This is a genomic window from Pseudideonella sakaiensis, assembly GCF_048320135.1.
GTDB lineage: Bacteria > Pseudomonadota > Gammaproteobacteria > Burkholderiales > Burkholderiaceae_C > Ideonella_A > Ideonella_A sakaiensis_A.
Genome location: NZ_CP182947.1, coordinates 2,127,200 through 2,149,400, shown reverse-complemented (window position 1 = coordinate 2,149,400; position 22,201 = coordinate 2,127,200). Strand labels below are relative to the sequence as shown.

Annotated in this window: 21 protein-coding genes; 14 read left to right on the top strand and 7 right to left on the bottom strand. The window is 66.7% G+C overall.

Features of this window, described 5'->3' with window-relative positions; genetic code table 11:
* Positions 1-5: 5 nt before the first annotated feature.
* Together pyrF and purB are read right to left on the bottom strand one after the other, a co-directional pair.
* Positions 6-851, bottom strand: a complete 846-nt coding sequence (gene pyrF / locus ACNH6H_RS09605) for an orotidine-5'-phosphate decarboxylase (RefSeq protein WP_418317278.1) — start codon at positions 849-851, stop codon at positions 6-8.
* Positions 852-877: 26 nt separating this feature from the next.
* Positions 878-2,281: an adenylosuccinate lyase gene (purB, locus tag ACNH6H_RS09600; RefSeq protein ID WP_418317277.1), complete on the bottom strand. Its 1,404-nt coding sequence runs from the start codon at positions 2,279-2,281 to the stop codon at positions 878-880.
* A gap of 368 nt (positions 2,282-2,649) precedes the next feature.
* Here purB and ACNH6H_RS09595 point away from each other — a divergent pair, with 368 nt between their 5' ends.
* From ACNH6H_RS09595 to ACNH6H_RS09560, 8 genes are all read left to right on the top strand, one after another.
* Positions 2,650-3,651: a BMP family protein gene (locus ACNH6H_RS09595; RefSeq protein ID WP_418317276.1), complete on the top strand. Its 1,002-nt coding sequence runs from the start codon at positions 2,650-2,652 to the stop codon at positions 3,649-3,651.
* Positions 3,652-5,265 (top strand): ABC transporter ATP-binding protein, encoded by a 1,614-nt coding sequence (locus ACNH6H_RS09590; protein WP_418317275.1) that lies wholly within the window; start codon positions 3,652-3,654, stop codon positions 5,263-5,265.
* Positions 5,255-6,346, top strand: coding sequence for an ABC transporter permease (locus ACNH6H_RS09585; protein ID WP_418317274.1), 1,092 nt, complete (start codon positions 5,255-5,257; stop codon positions 6,344-6,346). The genes ACNH6H_RS09590 and ACNH6H_RS09585 overlap by 11 nt, the downstream gene beginning before the upstream one ends.
* The gene (locus ACNH6H_RS09580; protein WP_418317273.1) at positions 6,336-7,274 is read left to right on the top strand and encodes an ABC transporter permease; all 939 of its coding nucleotides are present in this window, start codon (positions 6,336-6,338) and stop codon (positions 7,272-7,274) included. The genes ACNH6H_RS09585 and ACNH6H_RS09580 overlap by 11 nt, the downstream gene beginning before the upstream one ends.
* 60 nt (positions 7,275-7,334) lie before the next feature.
* Positions 7,335-8,594, top strand: coding sequence for a GTP cyclohydrolase II (locus ACNH6H_RS09575; protein ID WP_418317272.1), 1,260 nt, complete (start codon positions 7,335-7,337; stop codon positions 8,592-8,594).
* Positions 8,587-9,867 carry a DUF1688 family protein gene (locus tag ACNH6H_RS09570; RefSeq protein ID WP_418317271.1) on the top strand — a complete coding sequence of 427 codons (1,281 nt, stop codon included), beginning with the start codon at positions 8,587-8,589 and terminating at the stop codon, positions 9,865-9,867. The genes ACNH6H_RS09575 and ACNH6H_RS09570 overlap by 8 nt, the downstream gene beginning before the upstream one ends.
* 26 nt (positions 9,868-9,893) lie before the next feature.
* Positions 9,894-10,532, top strand: a complete 639-nt coding sequence (gene upp / locus ACNH6H_RS09565) for a uracil phosphoribosyltransferase (RefSeq protein ID WP_418317270.1) — start codon at positions 9,894-9,896, stop codon at positions 10,530-10,532.
* A gap of 248 nt (positions 10,533-10,780) precedes the next feature.
* Positions 10,781-11,320: a DUF3617 domain-containing protein gene (locus tag ACNH6H_RS09560; RefSeq protein ID WP_418317269.1), complete on the top strand. Its 540-nt coding sequence runs from the start codon at positions 10,781-10,783 to the stop codon at positions 11,318-11,320.
* A 58-nt stretch (positions 11,321-11,378) separates the two neighbouring features.
* Here the strand turns inward: ACNH6H_RS09560 and ACNH6H_RS09555 are convergent, their stop codons facing one another.
* Positions 11,379-11,627 carry a hypothetical protein gene (locus ACNH6H_RS09555; RefSeq protein WP_418317268.1) on the bottom strand — a complete coding sequence of 83 codons (249 nt, stop codon included), beginning with the start codon at positions 11,625-11,627 and terminating at the stop codon, positions 11,379-11,381.
* Positions 11,628-11,800: 173 nt separating this feature from the next.
* Here ACNH6H_RS09555 and ACNH6H_RS09550 point away from each other — a divergent pair, with 173 nt between their 5' ends.
* A complete protein-coding gene (locus ACNH6H_RS09550; protein ID WP_418317267.1) occupies positions 11,801-13,267 on the top strand; it encodes an amidase in 1,467 nt (488 codons plus the stop codon).
* 36 nt (positions 13,268-13,303) lie between these two features.
* On the opposite strand, the gene ACNH6H_RS09545 is transcribed toward ACNH6H_RS09550, so the two are convergent.
* On the bottom strand, positions 13,304-13,594 hold the full coding sequence (locus tag ACNH6H_RS09545; RefSeq protein WP_418317266.1) for an antibiotic biosynthesis monooxygenase family protein: 291 nt from the start codon (positions 13,592-13,594) through the stop codon (positions 13,304-13,306).
* 83 nt (positions 13,595-13,677) lie between these two features.
* On the opposite strand from ACNH6H_RS09545, the gene ACNH6H_RS09540 reads away from it, so the two are divergent.
* Both ACNH6H_RS09540 and ACNH6H_RS09535 read left to right on the top strand, forming a co-directional pair.
* Positions 13,678-14,097 carry a VOC family protein gene (locus ACNH6H_RS09540; protein WP_418317265.1) on the top strand — a complete coding sequence of 140 codons (420 nt, stop codon included), beginning with the start codon at positions 13,678-13,680 and terminating at the stop codon, positions 14,095-14,097.
* Positions 14,094-15,227 carry a phospholipase A gene (locus ACNH6H_RS09535; protein ID WP_418317264.1) on the top strand — a complete coding sequence of 378 codons (1,134 nt, stop codon included), beginning with the start codon at positions 14,094-14,096 and terminating at the stop codon, positions 15,225-15,227. Before ACNH6H_RS09540 ends, ACNH6H_RS09535 begins: the two co-directional genes overlap by 4 nt.
* Before the next feature lie 662 nt (positions 15,228-15,889).
* Here ACNH6H_RS09535 and ACNH6H_RS09530 read toward each other — a convergent pair.
* The 3 genes from ACNH6H_RS09530 to pobA form a co-directional block, all read right to left on the bottom strand.
* Positions 15,890-16,255, bottom strand: a complete 366-nt coding sequence (locus ACNH6H_RS09530) for a PilZ domain-containing protein (protein ID WP_418317263.1) — start codon at positions 16,253-16,255, stop codon at positions 15,890-15,892.
* 131 nt (positions 16,256-16,386) lie between these two features.
* On the bottom strand, positions 16,387-17,589 hold the full coding sequence (gene pcaF, locus ACNH6H_RS09525; RefSeq protein WP_418317262.1) for a 3-oxoadipyl-CoA thiolase: 1,203 nt from the start codon (positions 17,587-17,589) through the stop codon (positions 16,387-16,389).
* A 171-nt stretch (positions 17,590-17,760) separates the two neighbouring features.
* Positions 17,761-18,939, bottom strand: a complete 1,179-nt coding sequence (gene pobA / locus ACNH6H_RS09520; protein ID WP_418317261.1) for a 4-hydroxybenzoate 3-monooxygenase — start codon at positions 18,937-18,939, stop codon at positions 17,761-17,763.
* A 160-nt stretch (positions 18,940-19,099) separates the two neighbouring features.
* Here pobA and ACNH6H_RS09515 point away from each other — a divergent pair, with 160 nt between their 5' ends.
* The 3 genes from ACNH6H_RS09515 to ACNH6H_RS09505 all read left to right on the top strand — a co-directional run bounded on the left by ACNH6H_RS09515 (position 19,100) and on the right by ACNH6H_RS09505 (position 22,187).
* On the top strand, positions 19,100-19,909 hold the full coding sequence (locus tag ACNH6H_RS09515; RefSeq protein WP_418317260.1) for an HAD-IIB family hydrolase: 810 nt from the start codon (positions 19,100-19,102) through the stop codon (positions 19,907-19,909).
* A 99-nt stretch (positions 19,910-20,008) separates the two neighbouring features.
* Positions 20,009-20,536 (top strand): methanogen output domain 1-containing protein, encoded by a 528-nt coding sequence (locus ACNH6H_RS09510; protein ID WP_418317259.1) that lies wholly within the window; start codon positions 20,009-20,011, stop codon positions 20,534-20,536.
* A 22-nt stretch (positions 20,537-20,558) separates the two neighbouring features.
* The gene (locus tag ACNH6H_RS09505; RefSeq protein ID WP_418317258.1) at positions 20,559-22,187 is read left to right on the top strand and encodes an ATP-binding protein; all 1,629 of its coding nucleotides are present in this window, start codon (positions 20,559-20,561) and stop codon (positions 22,185-22,187) included.
* The last annotated feature ends 14 nt before the right edge of the window (positions 22,188-22,201 follow it).

Sequence of the window (22,201 nt, the reverse complement as noted above, 5' to 3'; positions counted from 1 at the left end):
TCTCCTCAGCGGCGTGCGGCGTTCAGCGTATCGCGGGTCGCGATCGCAGCGGCACGCGCCGCTTCGGCAAATTCGTTGCCGCGGCTGGCATAGAGGATCGCGCGCGATGAATTGACGACGATCGGCGCCGTCGTGCGGCCCGCATCGCCGCGCCAGCCGGAGCGCACCGTTGACAAGGCATCACCACCCTGCGCGCCGACGCCCGGAATCAGCAGCGGCAGTTGCGGCGCCAGCTCACGGACCCGCGCGATCTCCGCCGGATAGGTCGCACCGACGACCAGACCGAGCTGGCCATTTCGGTTCCACTCGCTGGACGCCAGCCGGGCGATCAGCTCGTAAAGCATCTCGCCGTCGCCATCGCCTGCACCGGCCAGCCTGCGTGCCTGCAGATCGTCACCACCAGGGTTCGAGGTGCGGCACAACACGAAGACGCCCTTGCCTTCGTGGCGCAGATAGGGCTCGATCGAATCGAAGCCGAGGAATGGCGACAGCGTCACTGCATCGGCCTGGTAACGCTCGAAGGCCTCGACCGCATACTGCTCGGCGGTGCTGCCGATATCGCCGCGCTTGGCATCGAGGATCACCGGCACGTCGGGCGCGACGCGGTGCATGTGGGCGATCAAGCGCTCCAGCTGCTCCTCGGCGCGGTGCGCGGCAAAGTGGGCAATCTGCGGCTTGAACGCCAGCACCAGGTCGCGGGTTGCATCGACGATCGTCGCGCAGAAATCGAAGATGCGGTTGGCATCGTGTTGCCAGGCACCGGGAAAACGCGCCGGGTCCGGGTCGAGCCCGACGCACAGCAGCGACTGGTTGATGGTTTCCGCCTTTGCCAGTTGTTCGATGAAAGTCATGCGATCCCTCGGTTTCGGCCGCTGATTCAGTTGCGGCTGTCGCTGCGCACGCGCCGCGCCAGCTCGGCTGCCTTGCCGATATAGCTGGCCGGCGTCAGTGCCAGCAGCCGTTGCTTCTCCTGCTCCGGCAGCGCCAGCTTCTCGACAAACCCCTGCATCAGCTCGCGCGTCATCGGCTGGCCGCGGGTGAAGGCCTTCAGTTGTTCATAGGGCTCGGGCAGGCCGTAGCGGCGCATCACCGTCTGGATCGGTTCGGCCAGCACTTCCCAGGCACCGTCGAGGTCGTCGGCGAGGTTGGCCTCGTTCAGCTCGAGCTTGTCGAGGCCGCGCGCCAGGCTGTCGTAGCCGAGCACCGCATAACCGAGCGCGACACCCATGTTGCGCAGCACCGTCGAATCGGTCAGGTCGCGTTGCCAGCGGCTGATCGGCAGCTTCTGGCTCAGGTGCGTCAGCAGCGCATTGGCGAGGCCGAAATTGCCTTCAGCATTCTCGAAATCGATCGGATTGACCTTGTGCGGCATGGTCGACGATCCGACCTCGCCGGCCTTCGTGCGCTGCTTGAAAAAGCCGAGGCTGATATAGCCCCAGACATCGCGCGACCAGTCGATCAGGATCGTATTGGCACGCGTCACCGCATCGAACAACTCGGCCATGTAGTCGTGCGGCTCGATCTGGATCGTGTACGGGTTGAAGCTCAGGCCGAGCTGCTGCTCGACGACACCTCGGCTGAACGACTCCCAGTCGAAATCCGGATAGGCCGACAGGTGCGCGTTGTAGTTGCCGACCGCGCCGTTCATCTTCGCCAGCAGTGCGACGCCGGCGATCCGCTGCCGGGCAGCAGCCAGCCGCGCAACGACGTTGGCGATCTCCTTGCCGACGGTCGTCGGGCTCGCCGTCTGGCCATGGGTTCGGCTCAGCATCGGCACGTCGGCCATCGCCTCGGCCATCTGTGTCAGCTTGTCGACCAGCCGGTCCAGCGCCGGCAGCACGACCTGCTCGCGCGCGGCCTTCAGCATCAGGCCATGGCTGGTGTTGTTGATGTCTTCGCTGGTGCAGGCAAAGTGGACGAACTCTGCTGCGGCGAGCAGATCGGCATGCCCTTCGAACTGGCGCTTCAGCCAGTATTCGACCGCCTTCACGTCATGGTTGGTGGTCTTCTCGATGTCCTTGATCGCCTGTGCATCGGCCTGCGAAAACGCAGCGACCTTGCCGCGCAGCATCTCGCGGGAGGTTTTCGAAAGCGGCTTGAACTCGGCAAAGCCGGCATCCGACAACGCAATGAACCATTCGACCTCGACCTCGACCCGGCGCTGCATCAGCCCGAATTCGCTCAGCAACGGCCGCAGCGCAGCAAGTTTGGCGGCATAACGTCCGTCGAGCGGGCTGAGGGCGGTCAGCGGCGACAGCGCTGACGAGGTGGGATCGGACATGGTCTTCGCGGGTGGGGGTTGGGCGTCGATTTTAGTGGGGTCGCCTCTGCTGGCTCCGGTCAGCGCCACTTGCTTGCGAAAGCCGCGCGTGGACGAGGCCGCGGGCAGCCATCTGACTCCGTGTCCCCCGTCGGCAGCCTGACGGCTGCCGGCTCCTCCTTTACCTGCGTCCGGCGGCCGCCCAACGTCCTCGTCGCCGCCACCGAGGTCTTCTTCGAAGAGCGCCACTGTCACGCCGCTCGGTTCTCGACCGGAGCCATCCAGAACACCGGGCCCGCCTCTTGCAAGCGCCGATGCAGCCGCTACAGTCGTCGCTCGCGCTGTAGTCCCGTTCCACCCTGCCACCCAGACATTGAACAGGAGTTGCCATGATCACGTCTCGCCGCACGACCGTCGTGTTGACCGCAGCCGCGGCGCTTGCTGCGTCGCTGCTTGCGCCTGCCGCATTGGCGCAGAACAAGTTGAAGGTTGCCGCGATCTATACCGTGCCGGTCGAGCAGCAGTGGGTCAGCCGCATCGACAAGGCGCTGAAGGCGGCGGTCGCGCGGGGCGAGATCGAGTATGTATTCAGCGAAAACGTCAGCAATGCCGACTATGAACGCGTGATGCGCGGTTATGCCGAGGCCGGGCATCGGCTGATCGTCGGCGAATCGTTTGCCGTCGAGTCGGCGGCGCGCAAGGTCGCGAAGGATTATCCGAAGCTGAGCTTTCTGATGGGCAGTTCGGGCAAGCCGCAGGCGCCGAATTTCAGCGTCTTCGACAACTATATCCAGGAGCCTGCCTACCTGACCGGCATGATCGCCGGCGGCATGACGAAGACGAACAAGATCGGCATGGTCGGCGGTTATCCGATTCCGGAAGTGAACCGGCTGATGCATGCCTTCATGGCCGGCGCGAAGGAAGTCAATCCGAAGGTCGAGTTCACCGTCAGCTTCATCAACAGCTGGTTCGACCCGCCGAAGGCCAAGGAGGCGGCGTTCGCGATGATCGACAAGGGCGCCGACATCATGTACGCGGAGCGCTTCGGCGTCAGCGATGCGGCAAAGGAGCGCGGCAAGCTCGCGATCGGCAACGTCATCGACACGCAGGACAAATATCCGGAAACCGTCGTTGCATCGGCGCTGTGGAACATGGAGCCGACGATCGACCTGGCGATCAAGAACGTCAAGGCCGGCCAGTTCAAGGCCGAGGACTACGGCAAATATTCGATGATGAAATACAAGGGCAGCGAACTGGCGCCGCTCGGCACCTTTGCCGGCAAGGTGCCGGCCGATCTGATGATCAAGGTCAAGCGGCGCGAGCAGGAGATTCTCGACGGCAAGTTCACCGTCAAGGTCGACGATTCGCAGCCGAAGACAGGCGGCAAATAAGTGCCGGCCGAGCAGCCGCGGCAGCCTCCCGCGCTGCGCCTGTCCGGCATCAGCAAGCGGTTCGGCGAACTGGTCGCCAACGACGATATCTCGCTCGAACTCGGGCGCGGCGAGGTGCTCGCGCTGCTCGGTGAAAACGGCGCCGGCAAAAGCACGCTGGTATCGATCCTGTTCGGCCACTACCGGGCTGACGCCGGCCAGATCGAGGTATTCGGCGAACGGCTGCGGCCGGGCCAGGCACAGGCGGCGCTGGCCGCCGGCATCGGCATGGTGCACCAGCATTTCACGCTGGCCGACAACCTGAGCGTGCTCGACAACGTGATGCTGGGCAGCGAGCCGCTGTGGCAACCGTTCTCGCGCAAGCGCGCGGCGCGTGCGCGGCTGCTCGAGACGGCAGGCCGCTTCGGGCTGCAGGTCGATCCGGATGCGCTGATCGGCAGCATGTCGGTCGGCGAGCGGCAACGCGTCGAGATCCTGAAGGCCCTGATGGCAGGCGGCGAGTCGGCCGGCGGCCGGCAGGGCACACGCATCCTGATCCTCGATGAACCGACTGCGGTGCTGACGCCGGGCGAGGTCGAATCGCTGTTCGAGACGCTGCGCAAGCTGGTCGCGCAAGGCCTGAGCCTGATCTTCATCAGCCACAAGCTCGACGAGGTGCTGCGCATTTCGCACCGCATTGCGGTGCTGCGCGCCGGGCGGCTGGTGGCTTGCGTTGCGGTAGACCGGGCCGACAAGCAGCAGCTTGCCGAACTGATGGTCGGGCGCGCGGTGGCGCCGGCGCAGCGGCGCAGCGCGGTTGCCGGCACCGTGGTCTGCGAGCTGCGCGCGGCGCAGGTCCGGGGCGCCAGCGGGCGGCTGCTGCTCGACGGCGTCGACCTGACGCTGCGCAGCGGCGAGGTGCTGGCAATCGCCGGCGTGTCCGGCAATGGCCAGCAGGCGCTGGCCGAAGTGCTGTTCGGCCTGCGCAGACTCGACGCCGGCGAGGTGCGTCTGTGCGGCCGCAGCATGCCGGCGCGCCCGGCCGACTGGGTCGCTGCAGGCGTCGCACGAATCCCCGAAGACCGCCAGTCGACCGGTGTCGTCGGCGACCTGCCGCTGTGGGAAAACGCCATCCTCGAGCGTTACCGTGGTGCCGGTTTTGCACGCGCCGGTTGGGTCCGGCGGCGCGCGGCGCAGGCCCATGCTCGCCGCATCGTCGCCGATTTCGACGTCCGTGGCACCGAAGGCCAGGGTGTCGCGACGCCGACACGCAGCCTGTCGGGCGGCAACATGCAGAAGCTGATCCTCGGCCGGGTGCTGATGGCGCCGCATGGCGCCGACGCAAGCGACACGAGAGCACCGGTGCTCGTCGTCGCCGACCAGCCGACCTGGGGGCTCGATGTCGGCGCCGTGGCCTATGTCCATCAACGCCTGCTCGATGCCTGCGCGCAGGGTGCGGCGGTGCTGCTGATCTGCGAGGACCTCGAGGAGATCTTCGCGATTGCCGATCGCATTGCGGTGATGCACAAGGGCCGGCTGGTGCCGGCGCGGCCGCGCGCGCAATGGACACTGAGCGAGATCGGCATGGCAATGGCTGGTGGCCATCCTGCGACGGAGGCGGCTGATGTTTCTTGAGCGGCGCGCCAGCACTTCGCGGCCGCTGCAATGGGCAGCACCGCTGATCGCGGTAGGTTTTACGCTGCTGGTCACCGCCTTGCTGGTCGTCTGGGCCGGCGCGCCGGTCGGCCGCGCCTATGCGACGCTGCTCGAAGGCGGATTCGGTTCGCGGTTTGCCTGGACCGAGACGCTGACCCGCGCAACGCCGCTGATCCTGACCGGCCTGGCGGTCGCGGTCGCCTTTCGCGCGCGGCTGTTCAATATCGGCGCCGAGGGCCAGCTGTATGCGGGCGCGCTGGCGGCCGTCGCGGTCGGTGGCGCACATGCCGGCGTCAACGACGGTGCCGGTTTTGCGCTTGCGCCGTGGTTGCTGTTCGTGTTGATGATGCTGGCAGCTGCGGCCGCCGGCGCGCTGCTGCTGCTCGGCCCGGCGCTGATGAAGGCCAGGCTCGGTGTCGACGAGGTCGTGACGACGCTGCTGCTCAATTTCATCGTGCTGCTGCTGGTGTCGTTGATGCTCGACGGGCCGATGAAGGATCCGGCGGCGATGGGCTGGCCGCAGAGCGTCGAACTGCAGGGCGATCTGCTGCTCGACAAGCTGGTGCCGCGCAGCCGGCTGCACAGCGGCCTGCTGTGGGCACTGGCGTCGGCGGTGCTGCTGTGGCTGCTGCTGAACCGCACGACGGTCGGCTTCGAGATCCGGGCGGTCGGCGCCAATCCGCGGGCGGCCGGTTTTGCCGGCGTGCCGGTGCTGCGCACCACCGTCGTCGTCGCGCTGCTGTCCGGCGGGCTCGCCGGCCTGGCCGGTGCAATCGAGGTCGCCGGACGTGCCAGTTATCTGACGCTCGACATGTCGCCCGGTTATGGCTACAGCGGCATCGTGATCGCGATGCTGGCGGCGCTGAACCCGCTCGGTGTCGTCGCCGCGGCAATCTTCATTGCCGGCATTTTGGTTGGCGCCGACGACATGAGCCGCGCCGTCAATGTGCCGACCTACATCGCCGACGTGATCGTTGCGGTGTCGCTGCTCAGCATGCTGGTCGCCTCGTTGTTCGCCCACTACCGCATCGTGCTGCGAGGCCCAAGGCATGCTCGCTGAAGTTGCCGAGATGATCGCCAGCGCGCCGTTCTGGGTCGCGGTGCTGCGCATCGCGACGCCGCTGATCCTCGGCACGCTCGGCGTGCTGTTGTGCGAACGTGCCGGCGTGCTGAACCTCGGCATCGAAGGCATCATGGTGGCCGGCGCATTCAGCGGCTGGCTCGCCGTCTACCTTGGTGCCGGCCTGTGGACCGGTGTGCTGGTCGCGGCGCTGACCGGCCTGCTGTTCGGCCTGCTGCATGCCGGGTTGACCGTCGCGTTGTCGCTGTCGCAGCATGTTGCCGGCCTGGGCATCACGCTGCTCGCGACCAGCCTTGCCAGTTATGCCTACCGGGTCGGTTTCCCCAAGGTCGACAGCCCGCCGACGATCGAGCCGTTTGCCGAAATGGACTGGCTGCCGCTGCCGGTGCTCGATGCGCAGACGCCATTGACCTTGCTCGCGCTGCTGCTGGTGCCGCTGCTGGCCTGGGTGATGAACCACACACCGATCGGCCTGGCGGTGCGCATGGTCGGCGAAAACCCGCTCGCCGCCGAGGGGCAGGGCATCCATGTCGCGGCGGTGCGCACCGGTGCGATTGCCGCCGGCAGCGCGTTGATGGGGGTCGCCGGCGCCTTTCTGACGCTCGCCGCATTCAATGCCTTCTACTTCAACATGGTCAACGGGCGCGGCTGGATCTGCGTCGCGCTGGTCGTCTTTGCATCGTGGCGGCCCGGCAAGGCCTTGCTCGGCGCGATGCTGTTCGCATTTTTCGACGCGCTGCAATTGCGGCTGCAGCAGTCCGGCACCGGTGTATTCGGGATCGAGCTGCCGTATCAGATCTATCTGATGCTGCCGTATGCACTGAGCATCCTGGCGCTGATCCTCGTCGCGCGCCGCGCCTCATATCCGCAGGCCTTGATGAAACCCTATCGCAAGGGTGAACGATGATCCACGCGGACGCTCGCAAAGGCCTACAGTTGGTGCTTCGCTTCGAATACGAGTCTGTACATGGCGTCTGAATCCGTTCCAAGCAAACATATCCGGCTGACCTCGCATCCCGGCCAGCAGGGCAGCGGCGGCGCGCCGGCGATCGTCTGGGGTGCGCCGAGTGCGGCCGAGCGCGGCCCGGTGGTCGGCACGACGACCAATCGCAGCCAGCGCAATGTGATCGGCAGCCACAGCGGCAGTTATGGCGTCTACCGCGCGCTCGCGGTGGCCGCCGGCAGCCTCGTCAAGGGGCATCGCGCCGACCTGACCGATACCGCGCCGACCGACCTGATCGGCCCGCACCCGCAATGGTGCGACGCCGAGAAGATCGTCTCTATCGACCCCTGGGGCGCATCGGTGCAGAACGTCTTCGCCGACTTCCTGGCGCAGGGTTACGACGTGCGGCCGACGATCGCCGTCACGAAGGCGCACATCCACCTGCCCGAGATCAAGCAGGCGCTGGCCTTCCAGCGCTTGCAGGTCGATGGCCGCATCCTGCTCGAGGACAGCTCGGCGGCCGTCACAAAAATCGCCGTCGAGCCGGTCTGGTGGCTGCCCGGCGTCGCGAAGCGATTCAAGGTCGACGAAGGCAGTCTGCGCCGCGCGCTGTTCGAGGAAACCGGCGGCATGTACCCGGAGCTGGTCACGCGCAGCGACCTCGAGATCTTCCTGCCGCCGATCGGCGGGCAGACGCTGTATATCTTCGGCAATCCGCGCGATCTGGCCGATCCGGCGGTCACGTTGACCGCACGCGTGCACGACGAATGCAACGGGTCGGATGTCTTCGGCTCCGACATCTGCACCTGCCGTCCCTACCTGACCCATGCGATCGAGGAATGCATCCGCGGCGCGCAGGACGGGGGCGTCGGCTTGATCTCGTACAGCCGCAAGGAGGGCCGCGCGCTCGGCGAAGTGACGAAATTTCTCGTCTACAACGCGCGCAAGCGCCAGCTCGGCGGCGACAGTGCCGACAAATATTTCCTGCGCACCGAATGCGTCGCCGGCGTGCAGGACATGCGTTTTCAGGAACTGATGCCCGATGTGCTGCATTGGCTCGGCATCCGCAAGATTCACCGACTGGTCAGCATGAGCAACGACAAATACGACGCGATCACCGGCAGTGGCATCGAGGTCGGCACGCGGGTCAAGATTCCGGACGAACTGGTTCCGGCCGACGCCAAGGTCGAGATCGAGGCGAAGATCGCCGCCGGCTATTTCACCGACGGCGCGGTGCCGACCGGTGCCGATCTGGCATCGACGAAGGGGCGTGGCCTTGAGTGAAACCCCGAGCGACGCCGGCGACGCGCCGCGCCACGGCCGCGATGCGATCGACGTGCTGCGTGATGCAGCGACGATCCGCGAGCGCTGCGCGTCGATCACGGCAGCGGTCAGCGAAGACAGGTCGCCGCATTTCCGGATCGACCGCAGCCGCCTCGACGCGGTGGCAGAGCGGGTCGCCGCGGTCACGCTGGCGGCCTATCCCGATCTGCAGATTCCGCTGCACAGCCGCTGGCGGCATTTCAGCGCCGGCGGCATCGATCGCAAGTCGCAGCTCGATGCGCGGCTGGCCGAACGCAGCATCGAAGGCAGGGCGCACGCCCACATCGATCTGACATTTGTCAGCGTGCTGCTCGATGCCGGCGCCGGGCCCGGCTGGTTCTATATCGAGGCCGACAGCGGCCAGACCTTCAGTCGTTCGGAAGGCCTTGCGGTCGCCAGCTGGCACGCGTTTTCCGAGGGCCTGTTTTCGGCGGCAGCCGACGATCCGCTTCGGGTCGATGCGGCCGCGTTGCAACGCCTCGAGGTGGCCGCGCTGAAACAGGCCTTCCAGGTCCGTCCGGACAATCCGCTGGTCGGCCTCGAGGGCCGGGTCGCGCTGCTGAACCGCCTCGGCGATGCGCTGGCCGCCCGAGCGGCCGGCTCGGCCGATGCGCGTCCTGCAATCCTGTACGAGATGCTCGACGAAGCCGCCGGCGCGGCACGCAGCGTCGGCGCCGAGCAGGTGCTGCGCGCCGTGCTCGACATCATGGCGCCGGCCTGGCGCCACGGCAGCATCCTGCACGGCGTGCCGCTCGGCGACGTCTGGCCCCATCCGTGGGCAGGTGGTGAGTCGGGTCTGGCCGGCCGCCATGGCACGACCGACGGTCTGGTGCCGTTTCACAAATTGAGCCAGTGGCTGAGTTATTCGCTGATCGAGCCGTTGCGCTGGGCCGGCCTCGAGGTCGAGCGGCTCGATGCCTTGACCGGCCTGCCGGAGTACCGCAACGGCGGGCTGCTGCTGGACGGCGGCGTCATCGTCGCGCGCGATCCGCGCCAGCTGCAGCGGCGCTGGCTGCCGCAGCAGGAATTCATCGTCGAATGGCGGGCGCTGACGGTGAGCCTGCTCGACGAACTGGCGCCGCTGGCGCGGCAGCGCCTGAACCGCAGCGCCGAGCAGCTGCCGCTGGCCTGCATCCTCGAAGGCGGCACCTGGGCGGCCGGCCGCGAACTGGCGCGGCAGCTGCGTGATGGCGCGCCGCCGCTGCTGATCGACAGCGACGGCACCGTTTTCTGAATCAACCCACCCGCCGGAGCCTGCCGATGACCGTTGTTGCCCCAGTGACCCATGTCGACCACCCGCTGATCCAGCACAAGCTGACGTTGATGCGGGAAAAAAACCGCAGCACCAGCAGTTTCCGCCGCTTGCTCAACGAGATCAGCATGTTGATGGCCTACGAGGTCACCCGCGACATGCCGACGCAGCTGATCGAGATCGAGACGCCGCTCGAGGCGATGCATGCGCCGGTGATCGACGGCAAGAAAACCGTCTTCGTCAGCATCATGCGGGCTGGCGCCGGCTTTCTCGACGGCATGCTGAATGTCGTGCCGGGCGCGCGGATCGGCCACATCGGCCTGTACCGGGACCCGAAGACGCTGGTCGCGGTCGAGTATTACTTCAAGATGCCGCAGGACATGCACGAGCGCGATGCGATCGTGCTCGACCCGATGCTGGCGACCGGCAATTCGGCAGTCGCGGCGGTCGACCGGCTGAAGGAGACGCGGCCGAAGTCGATCCGCTTCGTCTGCCTGCTGGCCGCACCGGAAGGCCTGAAAAATTTCCAGGCCGCCCATTCCGACGTGCCGGTCTTCACCGCCGCGATCGACCGGCAGTTGAACGAACACGGCTATATCGTCCCTGGCCTCGGCGATGCGGGGGACCGGCTGTTCGGGACGAAATAGGGCTCCCCCCCGTTGCGGCGTCGCCGCTCCCCCCCAGGGGGGCGCCACCGGCGGACCGGCGGAGCCGGATCCGCGGTGGCTGCTTGATATAAAGAGTCACATCCGCCGGCCGTGTGCTTCGGTGAGGATTCGCCGACGGCGCTTCGAGCACGGATTTTTTGCGCTGGCGGACGGCGGCTGCGCCGGTTACGGTCTGCTCAAGGTCCGGAGTAAATTCGGCGGGTCTGCAAAGCTTCACGGAGGCTGGAATGAAACGATTCGGAATGGCTGCGCTCGTCGCCTGCGGTCTGCTGGTCGCGGGGGGCGCCTCGGCGCAGAACATGCAGTTGCGTCCGGGGCTGTGGGAGCACCGGATGACGGTGAAGGACGGCGGCCAGGTCGCCGCGGCGATGGCGCAGATGCAGCAACAGCTGGCGACGATGCCGGCCGATCAGCGCAAGATGATCGAGAAGATGATGGCCGACAAGGGTGTCGGCATCGGCCCCAGCGGCAATACCGTCAAGGTCTGCATGACGAAGGAGGACGTCGAGCGCGATTCGCTGCCGCCGCAGGAGGGTTGCACACAGAACGTCAAGCGCAGCGGCAACACCTGGCAGGTATCGTTCCAGTGCAAGGGCAATCCGCCGTCGAGCGGCGAAGGCAGCGTCCGCATGCTCAGCCCGACCGCCTACGACGGCGAGTTCACGCTCAATACGGTCGTCGACGGCAAACCCGAGCGGATGCAGATGACCCAGCAGGGCAAGTGGCTCGCGGCCGAGTGCGGCGCAATCAAGCCGAGGGCCCGCTGACGCCTGGACGCAGGCGGGCCCGGGTTCAGCGCCTGGTCGACGCTGTCAGATCATCGGTTCAGGCGGCGGCCGGTACCACCCCGAGGCAGGCATTGCACTTGCCGAGGCCACGCAGTCGCGGGTCGGGTTTGCCATCACCGGTCTTGAAATTGGCCTGACAGCGCCTGCAGACATACATCTTGGAGCTCGACAGCATCGGCTTGATGCCGGGCTCGCCCATCGGGCGTGCCGCCGAATACTCTGCCTGCGTCTGGCGCAGCTTGGTAGGTTCTGCGGCGGTGGATGAGGTGGAGTTGCGAGTGGCCATAATGATTCTGGTTGTGACTCGGTGCCGAGAGAAATGCGGGCAGGGAGCCCGCGTGCACACCCCGTATTGTGCGCTCGTAAGTCTCCGCAGTCCCCGTGATGCCGCGATACACCCCTCATTTGAGGGACAATCGGCGCCCCGATCGATGGCGGGATGACACACGACGACCCTCCATGGATGCCGATAGCTTGAGTCGCCTCGATGCCTGCGCGCTGTCGCAGGCAATCCGCCAGCGCGAGGTGTCTTGCCGCGAGGTGATGGCGGCCTATCTGGCGCGGATCGACGCCTTCAACCCGCAGGTCAATGCCATCGTCAGCCTGCAGCCGCCGGAATGCTTGCTGGCCGAGGCCGACGCCCGCGACGCGCAGCTGGCGCAAGGGCTGCCGACCGGCTGGATGCACGGTTTCCCGATGGCGATCAAGGATCTGGCGGCAACCGCCGGCGTACGCACGACGCTCGGTTCGCCGCTGTTCGCCGACCATGTGCCGACCGCCGACGCGCTGATGGTCGCGCGGATGAAGGCGGCCGGCGGCATCGTGATCGGCAAGACCAACGTGCCCGAGTTCGGCCTCGGATCGAACAGCTACAACCCGGTTTTTGGCCGCACCGGCAATGCCTGGCAGCCGGCCCTCAGCGCCGGGGGCTCCAGCGGCGGTGCAGCGGTCAGCCTGGCGCTGCGGCTGCAGCCGGTTGCCGACGGCAGCGACATGATGGGTTCGTTGCGCAATCCGGCCGCGTTCAATCGTGTATTCGGCCTGCGGCCGAGCGCCGGGCGGGTGCCGAGCGGCCCGCCGGCCGACCTCTTCATCCAGCAGCTGAGCACAGAGGGGCCGATGGGCCGCAGCGTCCGCGATGTCGCCCGCCTGCTCGCAGTGCAGGCCGGGCGCGATCACCGGGCGCCGCTGTCGATTGCCGAGCCGGCGTCCGAACTGGCCGAGCCGGGCATCGCCAGCGATGCCGAACTGCGTGGCTGCCGGATCGGCTGGCTCGGCGATCTCGGCGGCCACCTGCCGATCGAGCCGGGCATTCTCGACGCCTGCGAAGCCGGCTTGCGTCGGCTCGAAACGATCGGTTGTCGCGTCGAGCCACTCACCGCCAATTTTTCACCGGCCGAGGTCTGGCAGACCTGGCTCGACTGGCGCCGCTGGCTGGTCACCGGCCGGCTGGTCGCGCTCTACCGCGATCCGCAGCGGCGCACACTGCTGAAACCGGAGGCGATCTGGGAGGTCGAGCAAGGCCTCGCGATGAGCGCCGAGGACGTCTGCGCGGCGAGCCTGGCGCGCAGCCATTTCCACCAGCAGATGCTGGAGCTGCTGTCGCGTGTCGACCTGCTGGTGCTGCCGTCAGCGCAGGTCTGGCCGTTCGACAAGCAGATCGACTGGCCGCGTTCGATCAACGGCGTCGAGATGGATACCTACCACCGCTGGATGGAGGTCGTGATCCACGCGACGCTGGCCGGCCTGCCGGCGCTGTCGGTGCCGGTCGGGTTCGGTCCGCAGGGGCTGCCGATGGGCATGCAGCTGATCGGCCAGCCGCTCGGCGAACGGCAGTTGCTGCGATTTGCCGCGGCCTACGAAAGCGCGATCGGCGACTGGCTGCGGCGCGAGCCGCCGCTGCTGGCCACGGGTCGGGGAAGCTGACTGCGCTCGGGAGGCGCCGTAAGGCCGCTCCGGGGGTCAAATCATCTTGAAGTGCTCGACCACCGGCGCCGATGCGAAGAATGGCCCGACGATCGCCCGCCATTGCGGGAACAGCGGCCCTTCGCGGAATGTCACGGTGTGGTGCTCGAGCGTCTGCCACTCGATCATCAGCAGATAGCGCTCTGGCGTCTCGATGCATTTCTGCACCTTGTGCGACAGATAACCGTCGGCCTTGCTGATCACCTCGCCGACCCCCTTGGCGAGCGCGGTTTCGAATTCGGCCTGCTGGCCCGGCTTGATGCGAAGATCGGCAACTTCAAGGATCATGTTCGGATTCCTTTCGACGGAATCGACATTGTGTACCTCCCGCGATCGGCCGCCATCGGCAGCCTCCAAACCAGACCGACAAGATGAAATACCTGCATACGATGGTGCGCGTCACCGACCTCGAGGCTTCGCTGAAGTTCTACCGCGATGCGCTCGGCCTCGAGGTGCTGCGCTCGCGCGAAGTGCCGCAAGGCCGCTTCACGCTGACCTTTCTCGCTGCGCCGGGCGACTCGTCGGCGCAGGTCGAGCTGACCTACAACTGGGATCCGGAAACCTATACCGGCGGCCGCAATTTCGGCCATCTGGCCTACCAGGTCGACGATATCTATGCCGCCTGCCAGCGGCTGCAGGACCATGGCGTGACGATCAACCGGCCGCCGCGTGATGGCCGCATGGCCTTCGTGCGCTCGCCGGACGGCATCTCGATCGAACTGCTGCAGGCCGGTGACGCATTGGCGCCGGCCGAGCCGTGGGCATCGATGGCCAACACCGGCTCCTGGTGAGGGGCAGCGCTTTTTCCCGGATTGCCGCCGGCCGAACGCTGCGCGCCGTCAGCGGCGCGGCATTGACTGCGGCGCTTTGCGGCGTCGCAGCCGGCAGCCGCGCCCAGTCGCCGGCATTGCCGCAAATCGAACCGCTGCGTCTGGCCGAGTGTGCGTCGATCGGTGCGCCGGCCGATCGGCTGGCTTGCTATGACCTGCTCGCCGGCCGAGCTCCGCCTGAGCCGGTCACGCCGGCTGACACGGCGCCGACGACGCTGCTTGCGCCAGGGGGCATGCCCGTTGCCGTTGCGCAGGAGCCCGGTGGCAGCGGCAGCCTGATGTCGGCGTACTGGGAACTGGAGGATGCCGACAAACGCGGCACCTTCAATTTCATCGGCTACCGGCCCAACTACGTGCTGCCGCTGCACCTGACCAGCCGCATCAACCGCACGCCGCAGTCGCCGACGCAGCAAGTGGTCAACCTGCCTGACTACCGCGTCGTCGAAGCCAAATTCCAGCTGTCGCTGCGCACCAAGGTCGTCCAGGATCTGCTGCTGCCCGGTGCCGACCTGTGGCTGGCATTCACCCAGCAGGCGCTCTGGCAGATCTGGAATACGCAGGATTCGAAACCCTTCCGCAACAGCGACTACGAGCCGGAGGCGATCTACATCGTGCCGACCTCGTATGCGTTGCAGGAATTGCCGTTCGGCTGGCGCTGGCGGTATACGCAGCTCGGGATTGCGCACCAGTCGAATGGCCAGTCCGACCCGTTGTCGCGCAGCTGGAACCGCTACTACCTCGGTGCCGGCTTCGAACGCGGCAACCTGGCGTTCACCGCGCGGGTCAACAAGCGAATCAACGAACCCTATTCGAGCGACAACAACCCGGACCTGCTGGCTTTTCGGGGCCGTGGTGAGTTCAGGCTCGACTGGACATCGAAACTGGCGACGATGGCGCTGACCTACCGCTCCAGCCTGCGCAATGTCAGTTTCGGCGCGCTTGAGTTCGAGTGGACCTACCCGATCTACCGCGACCAGCCGAATGGCCTGCGCTGGTATGTCCAGCTGTTCCGCGGCTACGGCGAAACGCTGACCGACTACAACTTCCGCCAGACCAGCATCGGCGCAGGGGTGACGTTTCTGGCGTTCTGATTCCGCTGCGAGTTGACCGCATCGGCGGACTTTGTGGGAGGGGCCTGCAGCCCCGATTCGGCGTGGTCACCGACCTCTGCAGCGCCTTGGTGGGAGGGGCTTCAGTCCCGATTCGGGCTTGTGGCATCGCGGCTAATTGCCTGCATTGGCCGAGCGGCGCGGCAGGCGGCACCCGGCCGTAGCTCATGATGCGGCGGTCGTCGCTGGCGCGCCGACTGCGTTGTGCTGCTCGGTCTCGGGGCCCGTCGCAGAAACTCACTGCGCTCACTGCGTTCGCTCCGTTCAAACAGTCTGCGACAAGTTTGTTGTTGATGCGCGCTGCGCGCGCGGGCCCCGAGCCCTCCGCTGCTCGCCGCCGCATAAATCGCCCCGTCCGGGCACCGCCTGCCGCGTGGACACAGCCGGTCATTCGATGAAGAGCTCGATGATGCAGGCGAGGACGTTGGGCGGCCGTCTGACGCAGGTAAAGGGGGAGGAGCCGAAGGCGACGGAGGACACGGAGTCAGATGGCTGCCCGACGGCCTCGTCCTCGCTCGGACGCAGCATGCGCGATGGCGCCAGCCCGAATCGGGGCTAAAGCCCCTCCCACGGAATGAGATTCGGCCCAGCCTCGATTCCAACGCCGAACAAACGGCGTCAAAACCGTCCCGATGGCCCGAGGCTCAGCTGTCGAAGACAACTTCCTCGAGCATCGGGTCGCCAAGACTGCAGGCGAACATCTCGCGCAACTGCTCGAGGCTGGCGTCATCGAGTTGCAGGCAGGCCAGGCGCAACATCGAGCCGTCGCTGTGCCGGACTTCGCAATCCATGTGCACGAATGCCTTGTCGGCCCTGGCCATGTCGTCGGTGTTGACCAGGCCGAGTTCGCAGTTCGTGCCGGCGCTGATCTGGCATGCCGGAGGGATCTTTACCAGTGCGCCCTTGAACGACAGGTCGATCACCGTCACTGGCCAGCGGTGCCTGCCGGATTCGATCCACGCCGGCAGATCGACGACGATGCGGGCGAAGCGGCGGCGGTTCGGAGACATGAGACGCACTCCTCGGCCCGGTTGAGCATGCGGGCCGGCACCAGTCTAGAACTGCGCCGCACGGTTGATCGACTGAAAAGCGCGGTAAATCCGCAGTTGCCGCGCCTCTCAATCCTCGATGCGCACGATGCCTAGACGCGCTCGACGATCAGCGCGATCCCTTGGCCGACGCCGATGCACATTGTGCACAGCGCATAACGGCCGCCAGTGCGGTGCAACTGGTTGACCGCGGTGGTGACGAGACGGGCGCCGCTGGCGCCGAGCGGGTGGCCGAGCGCGATCGCGCCGCCGTTCGGATTGACGCGTGGATCGTCGTCCTGCAGCCCGAGGTCGCGCAGCACCGCAAGGCCCTGCGCGGCAAATGCCTCGTTCAGTTCGATCACGTCCATCTCTGCCAGCGACAGCTTGGTCAACGCCAGCACCGCGCGGGTCGCCGGTGCCGGGCCGATGCCCATGATGCGCGGGGCGACCCCGGCGGTGGCCATGCCGACGACGCGCGCCCGCGGCGTCAGCCCGTTTTTTGCTGCAGCAGCTTCGCTGGCCAGCAGCAGTGCGCAGGCGCCGTCGTTGACGCCGGATGCATTGCCGGCGGTCACCGTGCCGTCGGGCTTGACGATCGGCTTCAGTTTCGCAAGGACCTCCAGGCTGGTATCGCGCGGATGTTCGTCCTTGTCGACGACGATCGGGTCGCCTTTTTTCTGCGCGATCGTCACCGGTGCGATCTCGGCATCGAAGACGCCGGCCTTCTGTGCCGCCACCGCCTTCTGCTGGCTGGCCAGTGCCATCCGGTCCTGCGCCTCGCGCTCGATCTTGAAGTCGGTCGCGACGTTTTCGGCCGTCTCCGGCATCGAATCGATGCCGTATTGCGCCTTCATCAGCTTGTTGACGAAGCGCCAGCCGATCGTCGTGTCGTAGACCGCGTTGTTGCGGCTGAAGGCGGTTTCCGCCTTCGGCATCACGAACGGCGCACGGCTCATGCTCTCGACACCGCCGGCGATCATCAGCTGCGCCTCCCCGGCCTTGATCGCCCGCGCTGCGGTGCCGATCGCGTCCATCCCGGAGCCGCACAGGCGGTTCAGCGTCGCGCCAGGCACCGCGATCGGCAGTCCGGCGAGCAGGCTCGACATCCGCGCGACATTGCGGTTGTCCTCGCCGGCCTGGTTCGCGCAGCCGAAAATCACGTCGCTGACCGCCGCCCAGTCGACCTCGCGGTTGCGCGCCATCAGCGCGGCGAGCGGGATTGCGCCGAGATCGTCGGTGCGCACGCCCGACAAGGCGCCGCCATAGCGGCCGAAGGGTGTGCGCTGCGCATCGCAGATGAAGGCGTGGGTCATTGACGGTCTCCTCGTGGTCGGATCGATGGCTATTCCGCACGGGCCCGGGCATGACGGTCGGACAAGAGATCAAAAGTCCCGACGCTGGCCCGCGGCATCCGGCGAATACCGGACCGTCAAGGATAGGGCATCGCGGCAGGCGGCCGGGCCGATCGGTGAGCCGTCTGCCGCTCAGACCTCGAGCGGCAATCCGACGTAGTTCTCGGCCAGCGCGGTCGATGCCGCGGTCGAGCCGAGCAGGTAGCCGATCTCGGCCTCCTGGATCTTCTGCCCGAAACCGGTGTCGTCCGGAAACTTGTGCATCAGCGAGGTGAACCACCACGAGAAGCGCACTGCTTTCCAGACCCGGCGCAGGCAGCGCTCGGAGTAGGCGTCGAGGCCGGCAGCGCTGCCTTCCTGGTAGTGCTCGATCAGCCCGTTGGCGAGGTAATGGACGTCGGACGCCGCGAGATTGAGGCCCTTCGCGCCGGTAGGCGGCACGATGTGGGCGGCGTCGCCGGCGAGGAACAGGCTGCTGAAGCGCATCGGCTCGGCAACGAAGCTGCGCAGCGGCGCGATGCTTTTCTCGATCGACGGGCCGGTCACCATCGCCTCGGCGGCGGCCGGATCCAGGCGGCGGCGCAGTTCGTCGAAGAATGCATCGTCGCTCCAGTTCTCGACCTTGTCGTCGAGCGGGCACTGGATGTAGTAGCGGCTGCGCGTCATCGAGCGCATGCTGCACAAGGCAAAGCCACGCGCGTGGTTCGAATAGATCAACTCGTGCGAGACCGGCGGCGTATCGCTCAACACGCCGAGCCAGCCGAACGGGTAGACCTTCTCGTAGGTCTGGATCGCGTTTTCGGGGACGCTGCGCCGGCTGACGCCATGGAAGCCGTCGCAGCCGGCGATGAAATCGCAGCTCAGTTCGTGCTCCGCACCGTCCTTGCGCCAGGTGACCCGCGGCTTGCCGGTGTCGAAATCGTGGACCGCGACATCCTCGGCCTCGTAGACGGTCTTCGCGCCGGCGGCGCTGCGCGCGTCCATGAGATCATGGGTGACCTCGGTCTGGCCGTAGACCATCACCCGCTTTCCGCCGGTCAGCGTCTTCAAATCGATGCGGTGGTGGCTGTTGCGATAGCCGATCTCGAAGCCGTCGTGCCACAGGCCCTGCTTGAACATCCGTTCGCGGACGCCGACATGGTCGAGCATCTCGACGGTGCCCTGCTCGAGCACGCCGGCGCGGATGCGGCCGAGCACATAGTCGGCGCTGCGCTGCTCGATGATCACCGCATCGATGCCGGCCTTGTGCAGCATCGCGCCAAGCAGCAGGCCCGACGGGCCTGCGCCGATGATGGCAACCTGAACTTTCATTGGAACTCCCTTATTGAGTTCGACGGTTGGTGGACATGCCAGATTACCTCTTCTCGATCGTTCCTCAAACGGCCGGGGCGGCGGTATCAAGGCCGCGCCGTGGTGCGGCCGACGAAGTAACGCCTCGGCCCGCTGCGCACTGCGGCTACATTGCCAGCCTATGCCTGTTTCCCCATTGCCCCTGGCCGACTGTACCGACGACGAACTGCGCCATCTGCGCGGCATCCTGACCGATATCGACGACACGCTGACCAGCGATGGCGCGATCGCGCCGGAAGCGCTGGCCGCGTTGCAGCGGCTCGCGGCGGCCGGCATTCCGGTGATCGCGATCACCGGCCGGCCGATGGGCTGGAGCCAGCCGTTTGCACGGGAATGGCCGATTGCCGCGATCGTCGCCGAAAACGGTGCGGTGGCCTTGTTCCGCGACGAGGCCGACGGCGTGCGGATCGACTATGCCCAGGATGAGGCGACCCGCGTCGCCAATGCAAAGCGGCTGGCGCAGGTCGCCCGGCAGATCGTCGAGTCGGTGCCGGGTGCGACGCTGGCGCGCGACAGCGCCGGGCGCGTCACCGACATCGCGATCGACCACAGCGAATTCGAGCACCTCGACGAGACGGCGATTGCCCGCGTCGTTGCGCTGATGCGCGCAGCCGGCATGAACGCGACGGTCAGCTCGATCCACATCAACGGCTGGTACGGCAGCCACGACAAGCTGAGCGGCGCACGCTGGATGCTGCGCGAGCTGTTCGGGTTGGAAGGCGACGACGAACTGCAACGCTGGGCCTATGTCGGCGATTCGACGAACGACCAGCAGATGTTCGAGCGCATCCCGCTCAGTGTCGGCGTTGCCAATCTGCTGCGGTTTGCCGACCAGCTGACGGTCTGGCCGCGTTACCTGACGCGTGGTGAGCGCGGCGCCGGGTTTGCCGAACTGGCCGATCGCGTGCTGGCCTGCCGCGGCGCGGCCTGAAGTGCTGCTGCAGGCGATGGGGATTCCGCCGGCAGGTGGCGACGGCGCGCCGGCGCGTCGGCTACCATTGGTCGACCAATTGAACGAGGCTAGGCAGACATGGCCAATGACACCACGCCCGTCCCGGCATTGTCGGTCCCGTTGGACCGCGATGTCTTCCTGCGCAACTTGATCCGCGAGTTGTCCGGCACGCTGCAGGATGTGGTCGGCCTCGAGGAGGCCTCCGGCTTCATCAGCGTCGTCGGACAGCGCATCGGCGACCAGATCAACCAGGACTACAAGGCGGCGCTGCAGCTGCCGGAACTGTCGCGCAGCCAGGTCGCCGAGGTGCTGGTCGATTTGAAGCGGCGTATCAAGGGCAGCTTCAGCATCGTCGAGGAAAACGACGAGCGCATCGTGTTGCGCAACGGTGACTGTCCGTTTGCCGAGAAGGTGCTCGGCAGGCCGGCGATGTGCATGATGACGTCGAACGTCTTCGGTGTGATTGCCGCTGAGAACCTCGGTTATGCGAAGGTCGCGCTCGAGAAGACGATTGCCGAAGGGCATGGCGAATGCCGCGTCGTCGTCTATCTGAAGCCGTCGGTCGAGGCTGCAGCCGCAGACGGCCGCGAATATTTCGGATCGTAGGCCGGCTTCGCTTCTGCTCGGCGTGACTCCGGACACCTTCGCCCGTTTTTCCGAGATCCTTTCCGAGGCCACGTTGCTGGTCGACGGCAATGGTCTCGTGCTGACTGCCAACCGGGCCGCCGGCAGTTTGCTCGGCTGCCGCCCTGCCGAACTCGTCAACCGCACGCTCGGGTCGCTGACCAACGATAGCGATGCGGTCGTCGCCGATCTGCTGCGTCTCGGGTCGCGCAGCGCGCAGCGCCTGCTCGGCACACTGCATTTCCAGGTTGTCGCCGGCCGGCCGGTCGCGACCCGCGTCGAGCTCGCCGCGATCAAGGCCCGCCAGGGTGACGAACCGGCGTGGGTCTCGCTGCGCCTGTTCGATCGACACGAAGTGGTCGGCCGCTTCCTGTTGCTGAACCAGCGCATCGATGAGCTGTCGAAGGAGATCTCGCGACGTCGCGATGCCGAAGCCAAGCTCGAGATCTACAGCCAGCAACTCGTGGAAGCCGGCCTTCGAAAGGACGAATTCCTCGCGATGCTGGCGCACGAACTGCGCAATCCGCTGGCGCCGATGACGCTCGGCGTCGACCTGCTGCAGTCGCTGCGCGCCGAGCATCCGAAGATCGAGCGTGTCGCCGACATGATGCGCCGCCAGCTCAGTCACCTGAAGCGACTGGTCGACGATCTGCTCGACGTCGCGCGCCTGACGCACCGCAAGATCGAATTGCACAAGCAGCCGCTGCAGCTCGACGATGTGGTCGGCAAGGCGGTCGAGATGTTCCGCTCGAAAGCTGAGGAACATGGTCTGCATCTGCGGGTCGACAACGAAACGCTGCAGGTGCGGATCGACGGCGATGCGGTGCGGCTGGTCCAGGTCTTCGGCAACCTGCTGAGCAATGCGATCAAGTTCAGCCGGCCCGGCGGCGAAGTGTCGATTGGCGGCAGGCGCAGTGACGGTGAGATCGTTGTCTCGGTGCGCGACGATGGGGCCGGCATCAGCCCCGAACTGCTGCCGCAGGTGTTCGAACTGTTCGTGCAGGCCGATCGCTCGCTCGATCGCCTGCATGGCGGGCTCGGTGTCGGCCTCGCGGTTGTCCGGACGATCGTCGAGATGCATGGCGGCCGGGTCGCGGCTGAAAGCGCCGGGCTGGGCTGTGGCACCGAGCTGCGGGTCTGGCTGCCGCTGATGGTTGACGAGCAGCCGCCGGCCGCGCCGCCAGCCGCGCCGCCAGCCATGGAACAGGCCGTCGGGGCTGCATCCGAAGCCGGGTCGACAGCAGCGAAGATGCGGGTGCTCGTCGTCGAGGACAACGCCGATGCCGCCGAAGCGATGCGCGACATCCTCGTCGAATGGGGTCACGAGGCGGTGTGTGTCGGCGACGGTCCGGCTGCGCTGGCCTTGTGGCCCGAATGGCAGCCCGACGTCGGCCTGTTCGATATCGGCCTGCCCGGCATGTCCGGCCACGAACTGGCACGTGTTTGCCGGCCGCTGGCCGGCGGGCGGTCGTTGCTGATGCTGGCGCTGAGCGGCTATGGCTCGGCCGCCGATCTGAAGGAGAGCCGCGATGCCGGCTTCGACGATCATCTCGTGAAGCCGGTCGACCTCGACCGCCTGAGCCGGCGTTTGGCGAGCCATGCGGCGGCGCTCGAGGAGCAGCGCGCCGGTTGATCCTCGCGGCGGCA

Bases quoted from the DNA above. Each gene is read 5' to 3' on its own strand.
- pyrF (WP_418317278.1), bottom strand. From the start codon at position 851: ATGACTTTCATCGAACAACTGGCAAAGGCGGAAACCATCAACCAGTCG.
- purB (WP_418317277.1), bottom strand. From the start codon at position 2,281: ATGTCCGATCCCACCTCGTCAGCGCTGTCGCCGCTGACCGCCCTCAGC.
- ACNH6H_RS09595 (WP_418317276.1), top strand. From the start codon at position 2,650: ATGATCACGTCTCGCCGCACGACCGTCGTGTTGACCGCAGCCGCGGCG.
- ACNH6H_RS09585 (WP_418317274.1), top strand. From the start codon at position 5,255: ATGTTTCTTGAGCGGCGCGCCAGCACTTCGCGGCCGCTGCAATGGGCA.
- ACNH6H_RS09580 (WP_418317273.1), top strand. From the start codon at position 6,336: ATGCTCGCTGAAGTTGCCGAGATGATCGCCAGCGCGCCGTTCTGGGTC.
- ACNH6H_RS09575 (WP_418317272.1), top strand. From the start codon at position 7,335: ATGGCGTCTGAATCCGTTCCAAGCAAACATATCCGGCTGACCTCGCAT.
- upp (WP_418317270.1), top strand. From the start codon at position 9,894: ATGACCGTTGTTGCCCCAGTGACCCATGTCGACCACCCGCTGATCCAG.
- ACNH6H_RS09560 (WP_418317269.1), top strand. From the start codon at position 10,781: ATGAAACGATTCGGAATGGCTGCGCTCGTCGCCTGCGGTCTGCTGGTC.
- ACNH6H_RS09555 (WP_418317268.1), bottom strand. From the start codon at position 11,627: ATGGCCACTCGCAACTCCACCTCATCCACCGCCGCAGAACCTACCAAG.
- ACNH6H_RS09550 (WP_418317267.1), top strand. From the start codon at position 11,801: ATGGATGCCGATAGCTTGAGTCGCCTCGATGCCTGCGCGCTGTCGCAG.
- ACNH6H_RS09545 (WP_418317266.1), bottom strand. From the start codon at position 13,594: ATGATCCTTGAAGTTGCCGATCTTCGCATCAAGCCGGGCCAGCAGGCC.
- ACNH6H_RS09540 (WP_418317265.1), top strand. From the start codon at position 13,678: ATGAAATACCTGCATACGATGGTGCGCGTCACCGACCTCGAGGCTTCG.
- ACNH6H_RS09530 (WP_418317263.1), bottom strand. From the start codon at position 16,255: ATGTCTCCGAACCGCCGCCGCTTCGCCCGCATCGTCGTCGATCTGCCG.
- pcaF (WP_418317262.1), bottom strand. From the start codon at position 17,589: ATGACCCACGCCTTCATCTGCGATGCGCAGCGCACACCCTTCGGCCGC.
- pobA (WP_418317261.1), bottom strand. From the start codon at position 18,939: ATGAAAGTTCAGGTTGCCATCATCGGCGCAGGCCCGTCGGGCCTGCTG.
- ACNH6H_RS09515 (WP_418317260.1), top strand. From the start codon at position 19,100: ATGCCTGTTTCCCCATTGCCCCTGGCCGACTGTACCGACGACGAACTG.
- ACNH6H_RS09510 (WP_418317259.1), top strand. From the start codon at position 20,009: ATGGCCAATGACACCACGCCCGTCCCGGCATTGTCGGTCCCGTTGGAC.